Annotated in this window: 15 protein-coding genes; 12 read left to right on the plus strand and 3 right to left on the minus strand. The window is 55.4% G+C overall.

Annotated features, from left to right (window positions below; genetic code table 11):
* Window positions 1-435 precede the first annotated feature (435 nt).
* From ACF8MI_RS00580 to ACF8MI_RS00605, 6 genes are all read left to right on the plus strand, one after another.
* On the plus strand, window positions 436-936 hold the full coding sequence (locus tag ACF8MI_RS00580) for a sigma-70 family RNA polymerase sigma factor (protein ID WP_392517285.1): 501 nt from the start codon (window positions 436-438) through the stop codon (window positions 934-936).
* Window positions 929-1876, plus strand: a complete 948-nt coding sequence (locus ACF8MI_RS00585; RefSeq protein ID WP_392517286.1) for a FecR family protein — start codon at window positions 929-931, stop codon at window positions 1874-1876. Before ACF8MI_RS00580 ends, ACF8MI_RS00585 begins: the two co-directional genes overlap by 8 nt.
* A gap of 86 nt (window positions 1877-1962) precedes the next feature.
* The gene (locus tag ACF8MI_RS00590) at window positions 1963-4482 is read left to right on the plus strand and encodes a TonB-dependent receptor domain-containing protein (protein WP_392517287.1); all 2520 of its coding nucleotides are present in this window, start codon (window positions 1963-1965) and stop codon (window positions 4480-4482) included.
* Window positions 4483-4502: 20 nt separating this feature from the next.
* Complete coding sequence (locus ACF8MI_RS00595; protein WP_392517288.1) at window positions 4503-5645, plus strand: LLM class flavin-dependent oxidoreductase; 1143 nt, start codon at window positions 4503-4505, stop codon at window positions 5643-5645.
* A complete protein-coding gene (locus ACF8MI_RS00600) occupies window positions 5645-6535 on the plus strand; it encodes an ABC transporter substrate-binding protein (protein WP_392517289.1) in 891 nt (296 codons plus the stop codon). The genes ACF8MI_RS00595 and ACF8MI_RS00600 overlap by 1 nt, the downstream gene beginning before the upstream one ends.
* On the plus strand, window positions 6528-7475 hold the full coding sequence (locus ACF8MI_RS00605; protein WP_392517290.1) for an aliphatic sulfonate ABC transporter substrate-binding protein: 948 nt from the start codon (window positions 6528-6530) through the stop codon (window positions 7473-7475). The genes ACF8MI_RS00600 and ACF8MI_RS00605 overlap by 8 nt, the downstream gene beginning before the upstream one ends.
* Window positions 7476-7708: 233 nt before the next feature.
* Here the strand turns inward: ACF8MI_RS00605 and ACF8MI_RS00610 are convergent, their stop codons facing one another.
* Entirely contained in the window at window positions 7709-8248 is a 540-nt protein-coding gene (locus tag ACF8MI_RS00610; protein WP_392517291.1) for a helix-turn-helix domain-containing protein, read from the minus strand.
* 160 nt (window positions 8249-8408) lie between these two features.
* Between ACF8MI_RS00610 and ACF8MI_RS00615 the strand changes: the two genes are divergently transcribed.
* The 3 genes from ACF8MI_RS00615 to ACF8MI_RS00625 all read left to right on the plus strand — a co-directional run bounded on the left by ACF8MI_RS00615 (window position 8409) and on the right by ACF8MI_RS00625 (window position 10058).
* The gene (locus tag ACF8MI_RS00615) at window positions 8409-9137 is read left to right on the plus strand and encodes a metallophosphoesterase family protein (RefSeq protein WP_392517292.1); all 729 of its coding nucleotides are present in this window, start codon (window positions 8409-8411) and stop codon (window positions 9135-9137) included.
* Window positions 9138-9312: 175 nt separating this feature from the next.
* Window positions 9313-9576, plus strand: a complete 264-nt coding sequence (locus ACF8MI_RS00620) for a hypothetical protein (RefSeq protein ID WP_392517293.1) — start codon at window positions 9313-9315, stop codon at window positions 9574-9576.
* A 17-nt stretch (window positions 9577-9593) separates the two neighbouring features.
* Window positions 9594-10058 carry a DUF6957 family protein gene (locus ACF8MI_RS00625; RefSeq protein ID WP_392517294.1) on the plus strand — a complete coding sequence of 155 codons (465 nt, stop codon included), beginning with the start codon at window positions 9594-9596 and terminating at the stop codon, window positions 10056-10058.
* Between the two features lie 236 nt (window positions 10059-10294).
* Here the strand turns inward: ACF8MI_RS00625 and ACF8MI_RS00630 are convergent, their stop codons facing one another.
* Window positions 10295-10654, minus strand: coding sequence for a response regulator (locus ACF8MI_RS00630; RefSeq protein WP_392517295.1), 360 nt, complete (start codon window positions 10652-10654; stop codon window positions 10295-10297).
* Between the two features lie 177 nt (window positions 10655-10831).
* On the opposite strand from ACF8MI_RS00630, the gene ACF8MI_RS00635 reads away from it, so the two are divergent.
* Window positions 10832-12382: a sensor histidine kinase gene (locus tag ACF8MI_RS00635; RefSeq protein WP_392517296.1), complete on the plus strand. Its 1551-nt coding sequence runs from the start codon at window positions 10832-10834 to the stop codon at window positions 12380-12382.
* Window positions 12383-13130: 748 nt separating this feature from the next.
* On the opposite strand, the gene ACF8MI_RS00640 is transcribed toward ACF8MI_RS00635, so the two are convergent.
* A complete protein-coding gene (locus ACF8MI_RS00640) occupies window positions 13131-13607 on the minus strand; it encodes a helix-turn-helix domain-containing protein (RefSeq protein WP_392517297.1) in 477 nt (158 codons plus the stop codon).
* 245 nt (window positions 13608-13852) lie between these two features.
* Between ACF8MI_RS00640 and ACF8MI_RS00645 the strand changes: the two genes are divergently transcribed.
* Window positions 13853-14341: a hypothetical protein gene (locus ACF8MI_RS00645; protein ID WP_392517298.1), complete on the plus strand. Its 489-nt coding sequence runs from the start codon at window positions 13853-13855 to the stop codon at window positions 14339-14341.
* 178 nt (window positions 14342-14519) lie between these two features.
* The gene (locus ACF8MI_RS00650; protein ID WP_264309589.1) at window positions 14520-14873 is read left to right on the plus strand and encodes a hypothetical protein; all 354 of its coding nucleotides are present in this window, start codon (window positions 14520-14522) and stop codon (window positions 14871-14873) included.
* The last annotated feature ends 104 nt before the right edge of the window (window positions 14874-14977 follow it).

Raw genomic sequence — 14977 nt, forward strand, 5'->3', positions numbered from 1 at the left:
CGGTATGACCGGCTTCCACCTCAATCGGCAGCGCAGAGGTGATGTTGCTGATCTGGTCGAGTTTGCTGGGCGGGTGCTAAGCGCCTCAGTCACCTTAAAAGCTTGAGCAAGCTCCTAAGCACAAGCTTGCTCACCGGCACGTGATCGTAAGCCGTTTATCGCCACGAAGGTTTTATCATGGCACGCTCAAACGATTCGCTTTCAAGCATCAGGTTCGCCATTGCGAGCTTCACGGTTCCATTGATCATCGACAAGGTTAAGGAGGCCGGTCTTACAGGCATAGCGGAAAAGCTCGATTGAAAGGAGCTTCGACACCCGTACGCGTGCGAAAAAACCTTCATATTCTAAAAATGAATAAATGATGTATTTTAAATTCCTTTTTTGATTTTTTGTGACGTGTGATAGTGGGCTATCCCACTTCGCCCCCGAAATACCATGTCTACTCCAAATCAATTGTTCACGGCGATGTTCGCGCAGCACTACCAGTGGTTGCGCAGCCGGGTCAGTCGCACGCTTGGGTGCAGGTTCCGTGCTGATGATGTTGCAGCAGACACCTTCGTCCGGGTGTTACGTATGGATGATCTCAGCAGCATCCGAGAACCCAAGACATTACTGAGTACTATTGCCAAGCGGCTGATCATCGACAGCTGGAGGCGTGAGGACATTGAGCGAGCGTTCCTCGCTTCGCTCGCAGCTGAGCCTCATAACACTGTCGTTGATCCGGAGGAGCACGCCCAGGTGATGCAATACATCGTCGCGCTGGACAAGGCGCTGTCGGCGGTCTCTCGACAGGCAAAGCAGGCGTTCGTGCTCAGTCTCTTCGATGGGCTTACCTATGAACAAATTGGACGGGCGCTCGGCATATCCAAGAGCCGGGTGCACCAGCACATGGAGAAGGCTTACATGGCAGCGTTCCAGGTGATGCCGCATGAGTGAGGCACACTCTCAAGGCGTGGTTTCAGAAGCTGTCAGATGGCTGGCAATTATGAACTCAGGTTCAGTCACGTCATCGCAGGCGACGGCCTTTATGGCGTGGCGAGACGCTTCCGATGAGCATGCACGCTGCATGGATGAGTTAGTTCGCAAGCTTGGGGCCATCCGAGACTCACCGCTAAGCAAGCTGAGTTCACAGCAGATTTCCCGCAGCTTGAATGCGCCCTCATCCAGACGGCAATTCATCAATGGGATGTTCGCCATCACGGCTTGCGCCGTTTCAGCAACCATACTGTCCCGGGTTGGAAGTACTGGTTTCGCTTGGCCCGGTGATCTCTACACCGGTATAGGAGAGCGCGAGTCCTATGACCTGGCCGACGGAAGCCGGCTGACTCTCAATTCTGCTACCCGTGTCAGTTCAAGTGTGACCCAGCGTGAGCGCTCGATTGCACTCCATCACGGTGAACTCATTCTGGATGTTCGCCCTGGTCACACACCTTTCCTGGTCAATGCTGCGGGCTGGCAATTGAGTGCTAATCAAAAACGAGTACTTGTCCGATGTGAGCGTGACGGAGGTTACCTCGTAGCGTTGGACGGAGACTTGGAACTCAGGAATGGTCAGGCACGAGGTCGGGTGGCACAGGGTCGATGGGCGAGATTCAATGATGCAGGGGAGCTGCGTACTGGGGTTGCCTCAGCTGACGAAACACTCTGGCTGAAGGGCCTGTTGGAGGTCAACAGCCTGCCTCTGATCGACGTTATCGAGCGCATCAGGCCGTACCGCCGAGGTGTCATCCAGCTCTCGGCTGACGTGGCCAATGTTCCAATCAGTGGCATCTTACCCCTCGATAACACTGACCACGCATTGTCGATGCTGTCTCGGATTGCGCCTATCAAGGTGACCAGCGTTTGGAACGTTTGGGTAAAAATTGACGCGGCATAAGGTCATGCAAAACCGTTCTATCGAAGAGCTGGAAATAGATTTTCGCTGGCCGTCCTCAAGGCATACACAACATGAGACGGTCAGATATGTATCCGCCCTTTACCCAAGCCTTGAATCGATTGACGCTGGCCATTGCACTGGCTAGTACACCCGCACTCTTTGTTGCTACTACGACCGAGGCGGCTACCCAGGTGGCTCGGTACTCCATTCCCTCGGGGCCACTCAATTCAGTCTTGCTTGCAATCTCCAGGCAAAGCGGCCAATTGATCATCTTTGATCAACGGATCACTCAAGGGCTGACCAGTCCCGCTGTTGAAGGGGAGTTGAGCGTAGACCAAGCATTGTCTCGTGCACTCAAGGGCACGAGTCTGCGCCTGGTGCGCGATTCGGAAGGCGCCGTCACAGTCTTGAACGGCGACGCTGCTGCCCAAGCGGCCACTGCCCCAGCGACTGTTGCATCCGTTAGTCAGCCGCAGGCACCGCGCCTGGCGAACGTGGTTGTAACTGCTGAGAAGCGGGAAGACAGCGCCCAGAAGGTGCCTGTGCCTATCAGCGTAGTGAGCGGACGCAGTATCGATGATTTGAACGCTGGAAACAGCGCTACTCAGGTCACGCGCTTCATCCCGAACACCTCGTCCGCGACGATCGATAATCAGCGACCACGGTGGTGGATTCGAGGAATTGGTACCGGGGATCAGCGAGCAAACACCGTCAGCCCAGTCGGGATCTACTTTGACGACGTGTACATCAACAACGTTGACGCCACCAGTTTCCCTCTATTCGACATGGATCGGGTTGAGGTGCTCAAGGGCCCTCAAGGAACACTGTGGGGTAAAAATACGACTGCCGGGGCAATCAATTTCCTTTCCCGCAGGCCTGACTTCGCTTCGAACCCTGGCTATCTAAAGCTTGATGCCGGTAGCCAAAATAATCGCACGGTAGAAGGTGCCGGCGGTGGTGTTTTGGTGGACGACAAGATCGCGGGGCGTATCTCGTTTAGGCACAACGAGCGTGATGGTCTGGCTGATAACAATACGCTGGGAGGCCGTAGCGGTGACACTCAAGACGACGCCTTTCGCGGTCAGCTAGCCGTCAACTTCAGTGACAACGTTGATGGTGCCTTCAACCTGCATTACCGGAAATTCGACAGTGATGGAAACGGGTTGGATGGTAGTACGGGAGGCGTCCTTGCAAGAGGCGCAAACGGTGCCAACGCTTATGGCTACGTTCCGCGTCTCTCTCGCACCAACGTTGATTACAACGTTGATGGTCGAGACGAACTCGAACACTCTGGAGCATCTGCCACTCTGAACTGGCAGCTGGGCGACCTCGCGCTGACATCTATCAGCGCCTTCGAAAACATCACGCGTACCATTCGAGGCGACAGCGACTACACACCGCTCGACCTCTCCAGAGGGTATCGCGATCTTCACAGTAAGCAATGGTCGCAAGAATTCCGGCTGGCTTCTCCCAAAGATCAGACTGTCAGCTGGGTCACCGGCCTGCATTATTTTAAGGAGCAGCTTGAGTACAACGAATCGCGAGCTGTAGTTGACGGTACCTACGTCAACCCGTATTTCAACAGCACTCAGACTGATCAGGACTCCACTAGCTTTGCCGTATTTGGCAGCACGACGTGGCAGATTTCAGAGCCGTTGAGCTTGACGACAGGACTGCGCTGGACAACTGAGACTAAGGACATCGACCTTGATCGGGTAGCGGCGGTGGGGAGTGCGCAGTTCACCAATGACCACTGGTGGTCACGTAGCAGTGTGTCGAATCCTTTGGTCGTTACAGCGGTGCAGAACGAACGTAAGACCTGGAACGACTTCACCTGGGATGTCACCCCGGAATACCAAATCTCAGACAACGCTCGAGTCTACTTCCGATACGCGCGCGGCTTCCGCTCGGGCGGTTTCAACACTGGCGCCACGACTCAGGCTACGGTCGCCACCGTTTCGCCAGAATACCTATCTTCGTATGAGTTGGGGTTCAAGTCGGAGTGGTTTGACAACCGTCTGAATGTCAACGGTAGCGTCTTCTACTACGACTACAAAGACATTCAGCTGAACGCGGTTGTGGGTACCAATACTGGCTCAGTATCCACCTTGACCAATGGGGGCAGCGGCAAGGTAAGAGGCGCTGAACTGGAGGTCGAAGCGGCGCCTATCGAGGGCCTTCATCTCCAGGCCGGGGTGGGCCTTCTGCACACTGAATTCACAGATTACCAATCAGGTTCGGACGACTACTCAGGAAACCACTTCGTCCGAGCGCCAAGCGTCAGCGCCACGTTCAACATTGAGTACCGCTATCCCCTGGAGATTGGTGGCTACCTCATTCCTCAAACGGACTGGAGCTACCGAAGCCGGCAGTACTTCTTCGCCAACAACCAGACCGATTCGGTGTTGCAAGAAGGAGGGTACACCTTGGGTAACGCTAGCCTCGCCTGGGAATCATCCGACGAAAAGCTCCGCGTCTCGCTCTACTCGCAGAACATCACTGATCGCAAATACGTGAATCACTCGTTACCCACCACCTTTGGTGGCAACGCGATCTTCTTCGGGGAGCCGCGTACGTTCGGTCTTTCCGTGACCACCCGCTGGTAATAGTTAACAGGAGAAAACACGTGGAAGTTTACTGGTATCTGACCGCACCTGATGGCCCACAGCCTTGGACGATCTTGGGCTCGCGCCCTATGACCTACCCGTATCTGCAGCAGGTTGCTCGCGCAGTTGACCACTTGGGGTTCACGGGCGCGCTGCTGGCTACAGGCGCCCATGACCCTTGGATTTTGGGTGCTTCGCTGATTCCCTTCACGGAGGATTTCCGCTTCCTTGTGGCGATCCAGCCCGGGTTGATCTCGCCCACGCTGTTAGCAAAGATGGCCCTCACATTCAGCCAACTTTCCAAAGGGCGTGTCCTGCTCAACGTGGTCAGCGGTGATGCGAACTCCCTCGGCGCCTATGGCTTGAACATGTCTCATGATGAGCGGTATGAGCTCGGCGACGAGTTCCTCAGTGTTCTAAAACCACTGCTCCAAGGTGAAACTGTCGACTTCAAGGGTAAATACTACGACATCCGCAATGCAAAGATTGCGATGCCTGGAAGGGCGGATGGCGCACCTGCGCTATGGTTCGGTGGCTCCTCAGAAGTTGCCCAAGAAGTGGCTGCCAAACATGTCGATACCTACCTGACATGGGGTGAAACCCCGACTCAAGCGGCTGAGAAAATTGCACAGGTTCGGGCCCGAGCTGCAGTGCATGGTCGTACGCTGCGCTACGGCATACGTTTGTACGTCATCATGCGTGATACAGACGAGAAGGCCTGGGAAGCAGTGGAAGAGCTCTATGCGAGCATGGATGACACCGCGATTGAAAGCCGTAAAGCGCTTGCCCAACGCTCTGATTCGGTAGGCCAGGCGAGAATGACGGCACTGCATGGCGATCGCCGCCCTGAGCGTGCTCGTGATCTTGAAATCTACCCCAATCTTTGGGCAGGCATTGGGCTGGTTCGTCCAGGGCCGGGGACGGCTATTGTAGGAAGTCCAGACACGGTCGAAGCGGTCATGCGTGAATATGCAGCTGCAGGGATTGATGTCTTCATTCTGTCCGGACTACCGCTGCTTGAAGAGGCCTATCGATTCGGGGAGCAAGTGTTACCTCGCCTTCCAATCACCCGGCATGCCCCGTCGAAAGAAGCCTCCACGGATCAGCGATTTACCTGGGGCACAATTTGGGATCGCCCGATTGCCGAGCGGGAGAGTAACTGATGGCCCAAGTCATTCGAGTGGGTAGCCACCCAATGAATTTCTCATTGTTCATCTTACAAAGGCGAGAGATGCTTGAGCCAATGGCGGCGCTGCATGGCTGGGACGTCGAGTGGGTGGATTATACCGAGGGGAGAGACAGTGCCCGGTTACTGGCAGAGGGGAAGGTTGATTGGGTCGGTACCGGCTCTACGCCACCCATCTATGCACAGAATGCTGGTCTGGAGGTAGCGTATGTAGGGGCTACATCCTCACGCCCGCAGGGTAGTGCATTGCTGGTCAAAAACGACTCTGTCATCAACGAAGCGAAGCAACTCAAGGGGGTTCGCGTTGCCAGTACGGCAGGCTCATACACGGATCATTTTCTCGCAAAGGTGCTGCTCGGCGCAGGTCTGTCGCTCAAGGACATCCAGAGTGTCGACCTACCTGGTCGCAGAGGGCAGGCCGCGTTGTTGGCTAATGAGGTTGATGTATGGGCTGCGCTTGACCCACTCCTGACCGAGCAACTGAAGCAAGGGGATGTGCGCAGCATCGCAGAGGTGGGCAGCTTCATTCCCAATCGGTCGATGTACTGGACTCTACAGCGCTGGCTTGCGAACTCAACAGACCAAGCGGCTACGATCTTCAAGGTTCTGCAAGCGAACGATGAGTGGATTGCATCGCACGTTGATGAGGCCGCTGCCATCATCGCGAGAGACCATGAAGCAGGGATAGCCGATCGTGAATGGGCGACTGTTTTGTCAAAGCGCCCGTGGCAGATTCTGCCGGCTAACAGCTCAATTCTGGAGGAGCAATACAGCCAAGCAAGAACGCTGTTCGAGGCAGGGTGGCTGAGTAGAAATCCTGAGCAACCGGTAGGAGTAGATCTGATTTCAGGAGGTGACCATGCGTAAACTTACGATGTGCGCGTCCCTTCTCGCTGTGCTGCTCAACACCCATATCGCGAATGCCCAAGACGTCGAGCTTCGGATCGGCTATCTCAGGGGGCCATCAGATCTTTCACTTGTCCGTGAAAGCGGCGAACTCGATCGAGCCCTTGCCAAGCAGGGCGTTAAAGTTACCTGGTTGGGCCCATTCCCTGCTGCCGCGCCCGCCTACGAGGCGCTCAATGGTGGATCACTGGATATGACCAGTGGGAGTTCAACTGCTTTCGTGACAGCGATCGCAGGAGGTACTCCGATGGTGATGTTCGGCTATCAGCCCATGCCAGCAGGAGGGGAGGGCATCGTCGTACATAACGATTCCTCCATTCGGACGGTAAGCGACCTGAAAGGGAAGACCGTCGCAGCCAATCGGGGTGGTACCGGGGAGTATCTGTTATCCCGGGCGCTTCAGACAGCTGGCGTGGATGAGAAGGCGGTAAGCAAGCAGTACCTCACGCCAACGGACAGCGGTTCTGCTTTTTCTTCTGGACACATTGACGCTTGGGCGACCTGGGATCCGTATCTCTCGATTGCTGTGAAGAATTACAACGGTAGGATATTGGTCAATGGGAAGGAGCTCGGATCGGAGAATGCCGCAGGCTACTTCATCAGCAGGCAGTTCCTCGCTGATCATCCGACCGTGGTCAGGTCGGTATTTGATGTGCTCAAGTCGACCAATGCCTGGGCTCGTCAGCATCCCCAGGAAGCGGGTCGCATCTGGGCTAAACAGATGGGTGACCAGAATGAGGAGGTCGCTCGCCAGCTGGGTGAAACCAACACCTCAGAGTTGGTTGCTGTCGGGGCGGATCAAGCCAGGCATATTGAGAGCGTGGCGGCTTGGTATGCGGAGAAGAAAATCATCAGGAGCAAGCCGGACGTCGAAAAATCAGTGATCGACTTCTCACAGTAGTTCTAGATTGATCACCCACGCTGCATGCCTGATGTACATCGCGCGCGTCTCCCTGCATATCCAGCAAGTCCATCTTCTTGAGGTGGATGCAGTGTGATCGAGACGGGCCGAGGGCGATCGTTATGACCGGCTTCCACTTCAATCGGCAGGGCAGAGGGATGGTCGTAATCTGGTCGAGTTTGCTGAGCCGGTGTTAAATGCCAAAAACACCGGGCTCGGCCCTTGAGCAGTCCTCACTCCGCCTTGCGCAGGTGCCTGCTCACTGTCGCCTCTGACACACCTAGTCGCCTGGCAATCTCGGCCTGCGTCAGACCCTGTGCCTTCAGCTCCTCAATCTGCGATCTCAATGTCCCTGCCACCGCTGCGACAGGATGCGCCTGAGCAGTTGCATCCAGCGGAATGCAGTCGTCGAGCAGGTTCAACTTGCTTAGATCGGCCTCAAGGCGGCTCAGAATCTCACGCGGCGATGTCTGGTGCTCAGCTGCGTAAGCGATTGCTAGCAGCGTCATCGGATCAACCCCCAACGCTTTTGCCAAGTCGTCGCTGACCTGCAAGGTCACACCACGCTGACCTGCCTCAAGCCGGCTGACATGAGACTGATCTCGATGTAGCGCAAGGTCACCTTGAGAAAGGTCACGGCGAGCCCTGAGAAATCTCAACGCGGCTGCAAAGGCTGTACGTAGGGCCATGGAAAGTGGTTCCGCAAACGGAACGATATGTCGAATTTGCGTCCTTACACGCAAATGCCTATAGTCATGATCGTGTAAGGTCATGGTCTGTTGTCCCGCAGGCGGCGATGCATGTCGCCCTAAAGCGGCCATTTCAATATACCGATAATTCGACATGGCCCTGTCTCGGATGGCCTAGGAACGGGCGTTTCGCTGCGCGCACTGGGCGTAGTGGTGCTGATTCAATTTGGAGTCAAAGCGATTAATGAAAGCCCTGATTTACTCCGACTTGCACTTGGAATTTAAGGAGTTCCAGCCCTGTCGGGTTGATGTGGATCTGGTGGTCTTGGCCGGAGACATCAACCTGCTCAGCAGGGGAGTGACTTGGGCTAATGAGGTGTTCACGTCGCCGGTTCTCTACGTCTGCGGCAACCACGAGTTTTATCGAGGCCACCTCGATCGAACGCTGGACAAGATGCGAGAGGCCGCCGCAGATCATGTGCACGTCCTGGAAAACCAGTCCCTGATTATCGGCGACACCCGATTTTTGGTAGCCACCGCGTGGACAGATTTCACGTCAACCGGTGACTACCGGGTTGCGATGCAGTTGTGCGGGGAGTGGATGAATGACTTCAGGAGTATCCGAATCGGGGATGAGTACAGAAAGCTACGTCCTGCTGATCTCATCGCTCGAAACATCGCTACTCGTGAGTTTCTGGTCACAGAGCTCGCCAAGGGCTTTGCTGGCAAGACGGTCGTGGTGACTCATCATTGCCCGATCCCAGATGTCAATGGGCATAACAATGAAGGTCATCTGGGGGCGGCCTACTTCAATGAATGGCATGACCTGGTCGCGCAGGCGGATGTCTGGATCTTTGGCCACACCCATCGCCGGGTTGATGTGGTGGTGAGTGGCTGTCGGATCATCTCGAACCCTAGAGGTTACCCAGGCGAGCCGACCGGTTTTGTTCCCGACTACGTCGTCGATATCTGAAGTGAGGGTGAAGTCAGGATGAGCCGCGATGTGGGTTGATGGATGTCGGCGCTTCTGCAGCAGGACGCGTAGCCGATTACTGAGGTGGCTCGCTGGTGAGCCGCTGAGCCTGGAAGAGCAGGAAATATCCGCGTCTCTGAGAGCTCTTCGGACATTGCGCTACGAGAACGGACGTGTGTCTGTCGATCCCAAGGAGGTGCTCGATCGACCTGGTTACCTCTCGGCAAGGGCAGCTGCTGCTGAACTCGTGAATGGTTCAGGCGGAGACCGGCGGGTGATTGACGAAGCAGCGCTGGATGAACTGGTGGACTTGATGGTTAGGCACTTGCTGAGGTCGTTGCAGAGGGGCAAGACATTTGAGGAAGCAGAGGCTGTGTTGTGTGACGTGCTGCGGCAAAGCATTCGAAAGGTCAATGGCATCCAGGATGCTGAGCGCTGAAGTTGAGGTAGTGAGTGGTGAATGAGTTGTTGGAAGATGTGCTTTACGGGCCTGCTCAAGTGTTGATGGGCTCGGCCCTCACCGATGATGCCTTGTTGGCAGCGGCCAGGGAGGAATTTGAGGGTCGGGAGTATCGTGTGGTGCGTGACTGGATGATCTTGGATGTCATGGTGAGCGAGCGAGATGAGACGCTCATTCATGCCAGGGAATTACAGCCGGTCACACTTTTCGCCGGGCGAGTGCTCTATGACAGCAGAGGCGTAAGGCAGGGTGCAGCAATGCTCTCCGGCTTCATGAGGCACGTTGAAGACTGCTTTTTTGAGGCCGAAGAAATGGTTTACGTGCTGGGTGGGCGCGGTGCCCGCAAGCATGTCTCAATGCCTGCGCTCACGGAGCTTTCAAGAATGTGCAGGTTGCTGCGCAAAGGCCTGAGCCAGCACGAAAGCTGGCTCAGGCTGGATAGGGATATTACAGGGGGTTAGCTACCCCCTGTGTCAGATCCATGACTCCCGCAGCGGTCATTACAAACCCATGAAAATGGATAAGCCGATCGCGGTATCAGCTTGGGGCCGTAGTAGGGTGTCCAGGGTTTTTCATCACTGTGCCCGTTCCCAATTCTTACTTAGATCTCTGACCGAGTGCTTCAGCTGTGGCGAGCCCCAAACCTGGCGCTCAGACAGGGGCTAGCCGCGTACCGAGAGCATCCGCTGCTCTACTATCAGCTCAGATGCTTGCCGATAGTGGTCAGGAGATCTGTAAGTGTCCAAGGCTTCGGCATGAACTCGGCGTTGGCGGGTAATGTGTCAATGGCGATGACTGCGTCTCCGGACGTCAGTATCACGGGCAGATGAGGCCACCGTTTCCAGATCTCCCTGGCCAAGTCGAGGCCGTCCAGCGTTCCAGGCATGTGGATATCGGTGAACACCAGACATGCCTTGAACCCGTTATTCAGCAGGCAGAATGCTTCATCGGCGTTCGCACACGACGTGACAGCGACATCCGGGAGGGAAGCTAAGCCATCCGTCGTGATTTCTCGGAGGGTGGTGTCATCTTCGACCACTAGAATATTGCTGAGCATGTTGTGCCAACTCTCTGCCTGTCCTCCTTAGGGCTTAGACAGATTTCGTCGTTGCGTCCGGGTGACGAGCGGTGGTAAACGGTACGACAAAGTGCCCAATTGCTGATGAAGCTTTATCAGGGGAGGGCTCTACTCTATACACCAGCTTGCCTGGTTATCGAATCGCGGGATCAACCCATGCAACAGGTACCTCCTGACGAAACAATTCGTGCTGCATTGCAGAAGTCGCACGCCCGGCTCCACCGGCAGCATGGGATCGTCGTTGAATATGGTGTCATGTCGCTCAAGTCGACAGATCTTGATGCACTGCTCACTCAAGCCTGCGCTGCTGTGGCGAGGGGTATGGAAACGCGTTTTGCCAAGGTGCTGACGCCGATTCCTGAGAGCGATGACTTTCTACTGTCCCACGGCGTCGGTTGGGATGACGCGGATATCGGTCACGCCACGGTAGGTGGTGATGTGGCCAGCCCTGCCGGCTACGCCATTGCTACGTACAGGCCGGTCTTGTCGAACCATCTGGGTCAGGAATTCCGTTTTCGAACACCTGAACTGCTGAAGAAATACGGTATCGAGCGTGCGATCAATGTGCCGATCCGAGGCATTCTGGGGCCGTTTGGTGTATTGGAGGCGGACAGTAGTGATGGCGACGACTTCATTGAGAGCGATCTGGTTTTCCTTGAGGGAATTTCCAACGTCATCTCGATGGCGGTTGAGCGCTTGAGTGAGTTGGCCAATGTGCCAGCAGTTAACCCCTATTCGGAAAGCATGCTTAACGCCAGTCCGGACTGCGTCAAGATCCTAACCGCTAATGGCGAAATTGAGTTCATGAATGACGCCGGCATATGCCTCATGCAAATCGGTCATCTTGCACAGGTACGTGGCTTGTCGTGGTTGCAATTGTGGCCGGACGAGTCTAAAGGACTTGTTCAGAACGCCGTGGCTAAAGGTACAAACGGGGAGTCCATACGCTTCGAGGCATATTGCCCCACGGCTAACGCCGAGCCGAAATGGTGGGATGTCACCGTCGCACCTATCCTGGGCACAGATGGCAACGTGGATAAACTGATCGCAGTTTCCCGAGATATTACCGAGCGACATAGCTACGAAGCTCAGTTGTTGTCCCTGATCGAAGCTCAGAACAGTCGCCAGACGACCACAGACCTTCACCTGGAAGAGATCCATCATCGGGTCAAGAACAGCCTTCACCTCGTCAATACGCTGCTGCTTTTGCAGGCCAACCTGACAGCAGATGAGGCGGTAAGGCTACAGTTGGAGACGGCGGCGGGGCGGGTGGTCACGATCGCCAGCGTTCATGAGCGGCTCTATCAAAGCACTGGTACGCAAGATGTGCGTGTTTCCGATTACCTGGCTGCTCTGCTCTGTGATTTGACCAAGGCATTGTCTGACCGCAAAATCACTCTCAAGGCCGACAACTTCATTCTGCCACCGGAGAGGATGGCGCCGCTTGGTCTCGTCATTTCGGAACTGATCACCAACTCCTTGAAGTACGGAAAGGGCACAATCACCGTCAGCGTGAAGGGTGTTCAAGATCACGCCCTGATTACGGTCGAAGATGAAGGGGACGGCTTTCCCGAGTCTTACCCTAAGCCCAGCGGCACTGGTTTAGGGATGCGCCTGATCAAGAGCTATTCGGGATATGGAGCTGCGGCTATCACCGTGGATCGCCTGGTGAAGAAAAGTACGATCCACGTGCGGTTCAAGCTTTAGTGCCGAGATGTCCGATGTCACGGCACAGCTCCAATATCTGAGCGCATGGTTATTCTGATTTCAGCGCTGTCACCCGTTGCCGATGATTACTGGCTCTCACCTGAGCAGCTCGACGTTCGTTGGTCTCATTCAAAGGCCGGCGAGTTATTGAATCCAGAACCAGCGACACTCAACTCCTCGTGCGCGTGAGAACGCCACGTAGAGTTTGTTTCTGGTGTGCGCGACAGACTCAGGCAGCTTGCCTTCCAGTGAGATTAGAGCGGGCAGCGTCCCGCACGCTCTCTTGAAGATGGGACTTATCTCGACACCCTCATGCTGCGCCTTCGAGCTTGGCGAGCTTTTTGAAGGTCTCGATTTCTCAAGTTTGAGCTCTTCAGGATCGTCTGTCTTGCTTGTTCTTTGTCCCGCGCGTGGGGCTCGTCGGAGTCGATTTTTTTGATCCGCAACTCAATCTTGGTATCCCGGTTGTGGCCATTATGAAAGCGAGATTACGCAGTGCCCATCCATCCCGAGAGTCTGAACCTGAATCCGGCATCCAGCCGATGGGTGATCAGGCAAGGGCGGTGGCCCTCCAACCGCGATACGAGAGGAGGTTGAGGTTCGACAGTCCTGCGTGGTGTGGCAGTGGCTGATTTTGGACGTAATGGTGAATGAGCATGACGAGAAACTCATTAGCCCCAAAGCGTCATAAATTATTGAGTCGATGATTTAGGTGCGGATAGTGGAGAGCGCCCTCAAGCGGGGCGCATCAATCTTCAAGGGAGTGCCACAGCCGGCCCACCGTAGACTTGGGAATACCAAGCCTGATACTGACCGACTTCTGAGTTTCGCCAGCCGCCTTCGCCTGGCGAATAGCCTCAAGCTTTACATGATCAATTTGACGACCCGGCTTCACCCGGGTGACCGTTCCCTGATCAAAGTACTTGGTAAGACTTTCTCTTGAGCCCAGCACCTCAAGCTTCTTGAGCTCCAGGCGCAGGTGCTCAAGCACCTCGTCATCGGACAATCCATTCGAGAGCGCGGATGCCAGCACGACGAGTGCGGCAGGGTCGATTTCGAGCCTTCCGGCTACGGCCTCAAGCTTGTTGATGGTGATACTCGAGCGCGCATTTTCAATATTGTGCAAATGGCGGGCTTCCACCGTGCCAGACATCTCTTCTTGCGAGAGCGCCTTGGCGTGCCTGATCCCTCGTATCAAGGCTGCCAGCGCCGGCATCAATGCCATGATCTCTCCTCGCAAAAACGAGGATGAAGCCACGTTGATCAGTCCCACGCTATGCAATATAGTGCCTTTATTGGGATGTCATATTGATATCGCGAGACAGCCAGGGCAGACCAGCGCGTCCATCGCCCGCTTCAAGGTGAGGGTGGGTCTGCTCTAACCGCTGGGGTGTTAGCACCGCAGTGAATCGCAGTCCGTACGGACAAATCAGCTTGCAGCCGCTTGCGAGCACGAAAGGAGAGATAACTATGTCGGATGCGAGTGTCATGAAAGGTGTGCTTGAAGTCGTGGGCCCTCAGAGCAATCTGCCTGAGGGCACCGAATTCACCTACTTGCGATTCAAGGAACCGTCTGGCGCCGTGAGGATGGTGAAGAAAGTGGGAGTGGGGCACTACATCGCGTCATATCTGAAGCCTGGCCTGGAGGGTGAATTTCACTTTGTGAAGCTGGGCCGGCTGGGGTTCATCCTGTACGCCATCAAAACGGTAACTGGTGAGAAACTGTACGAGGCGGATGGGTTCAACAGCTGGATCAGGAAAATGAGAATCAGCGGCGGCGTATTGGCCTTGCTGTTCATTCCGCTCAGCCTGGTGGCTTTGCTGTTCGGGGGCTACCTGGGGATCGTGGTGCCGATCGTTTTTGTGTACCTGATGTGGAAGCTGATTATCGGATTTCCCAAGGTGCTCAAAGACAGCTATCTGCGAGCGCAACTCGCAGGACACGGGTTCACGGTGTAGCCAAGGCAGCTGCATGACCATGAGCAGCTGCGAGTCGGCTTCACTCAGCCATTTAGCATCTGCTCACTGCTTCTGTGCCATGGATATCGTGTCGGTCGAGCACCTGACATGGCATAGGCTGTTTATGGAGTATATTGCTGGCCTTTTGCCTTGAAGAAGGGGCGCTAGGGCGAGTGGCATGGAGAGGACGATTGTCAGTGACGTCTGGAGGGCTGCCTCGGTCTGCTATGGCGCCCGATTTACAGTGGCCCTGGATCAGTTACTGAATGATTACGTACGCGAGTCTGGAAAGGATGAACCTATCCGGATCACCGCTGATTGCATTGGCGAAGAAGCCTATAGGGCGCTTCTCGCCGCCCTCCAGATCAAGTCACGCCGGCATGTCAGCTACTACGATTACGGTTGGCACATCGAGCTTCGTACCTGGCTGTTTGAGTATCTCAGCCGGAGTTTGCAACGCTTACTGGTGCAGACCGGGAGGGCTACACAGATCATGAGTGAAGACCTTCTCGCTCACGATATTGGCGTGTGAAAACTGCCTCTCCGACAACCACTCCATAGCCGGTAGAGACAGCTAGGCGTTGTCCGGCACTGGCCGGAAATTCTCGATCACGCCAAATAGACTCCCGCTGTTGC

This window comes from Pseudomonas sp. yb_9, from assembly GCF_043103635.1.
Classification (GTDB): Bacteria; Pseudomonadota; Gammaproteobacteria; order Pseudomonadales; family Pseudomonadaceae; genus Aquipseudomonas; species Aquipseudomonas monteilii.

Coding starts and splice junctions, on each gene's coding strand:
- ACF8MI_RS00580 (WP_392517285.1), top strand. CDS start 436: ATGTCTACTCCAAATCAATTGTTCACGGCGATGTTCGCGCAGCACTAC.
- ACF8MI_RS00590 (WP_392517287.1), top strand. CDS start 1,963: ATGTATCCGCCCTTTACCCAAGCCTTGAATCGATTGACGCTGGCCATT.
- ACF8MI_RS00635 (WP_392517296.1), top strand. CDS start 10,832: ATGCAACAGGTACCTCCTGACGAAACAATTCGTGCTGCATTGCAGAAG.
- ACF8MI_RS00640 (WP_392517297.1), bottom strand. CDS start 13,607: ATGGCATTGATGCCGGCGCTGGCAGCCTTGATACGAGGGATCAGGCAC.
- ACF8MI_RS00645 (WP_392517298.1), top strand. CDS start 13,853: ATGTCGGATGCGAGTGTCATGAAAGGTGTGCTTGAAGTCGTGGGCCCT.
- ACF8MI_RS00630 (WP_392517295.1), bottom strand. CDS start 10,654: ATGCTCAGCAATATTCTAGTGGTCGAAGATGACACCACCCTCCGAGAA.
- ACF8MI_RS00610 (WP_392517291.1), bottom strand. CDS start 8,248: ATGACCTTACACGATCATGACTATAGGCATTTGCGTGTAAGGACGCAA.
- ACF8MI_RS00605 (WP_392517290.1), top strand. CDS start 6,528: ATGCGTAAACTTACGATGTGCGCGTCCCTTCTCGCTGTGCTGCTCAAC.
- ACF8MI_RS00650 (WP_264309589.1), top strand. CDS start 14,520: ATGGAGAGGACGATTGTCAGTGACGTCTGGAGGGCTGCCTCGGTCTGC.
- ACF8MI_RS00585 (WP_392517286.1), top strand. CDS start 929: ATGAGTGAGGCACACTCTCAAGGCGTGGTTTCAGAAGCTGTCAGATGG.
- ACF8MI_RS00600 (WP_392517289.1), top strand. CDS start 5,645: ATGGCCCAAGTCATTCGAGTGGGTAGCCACCCAATGAATTTCTCATTG.
- ACF8MI_RS00615 (WP_392517292.1), top strand. CDS start 8,409: ATGAAAGCCCTGATTTACTCCGACTTGCACTTGGAATTTAAGGAGTTC.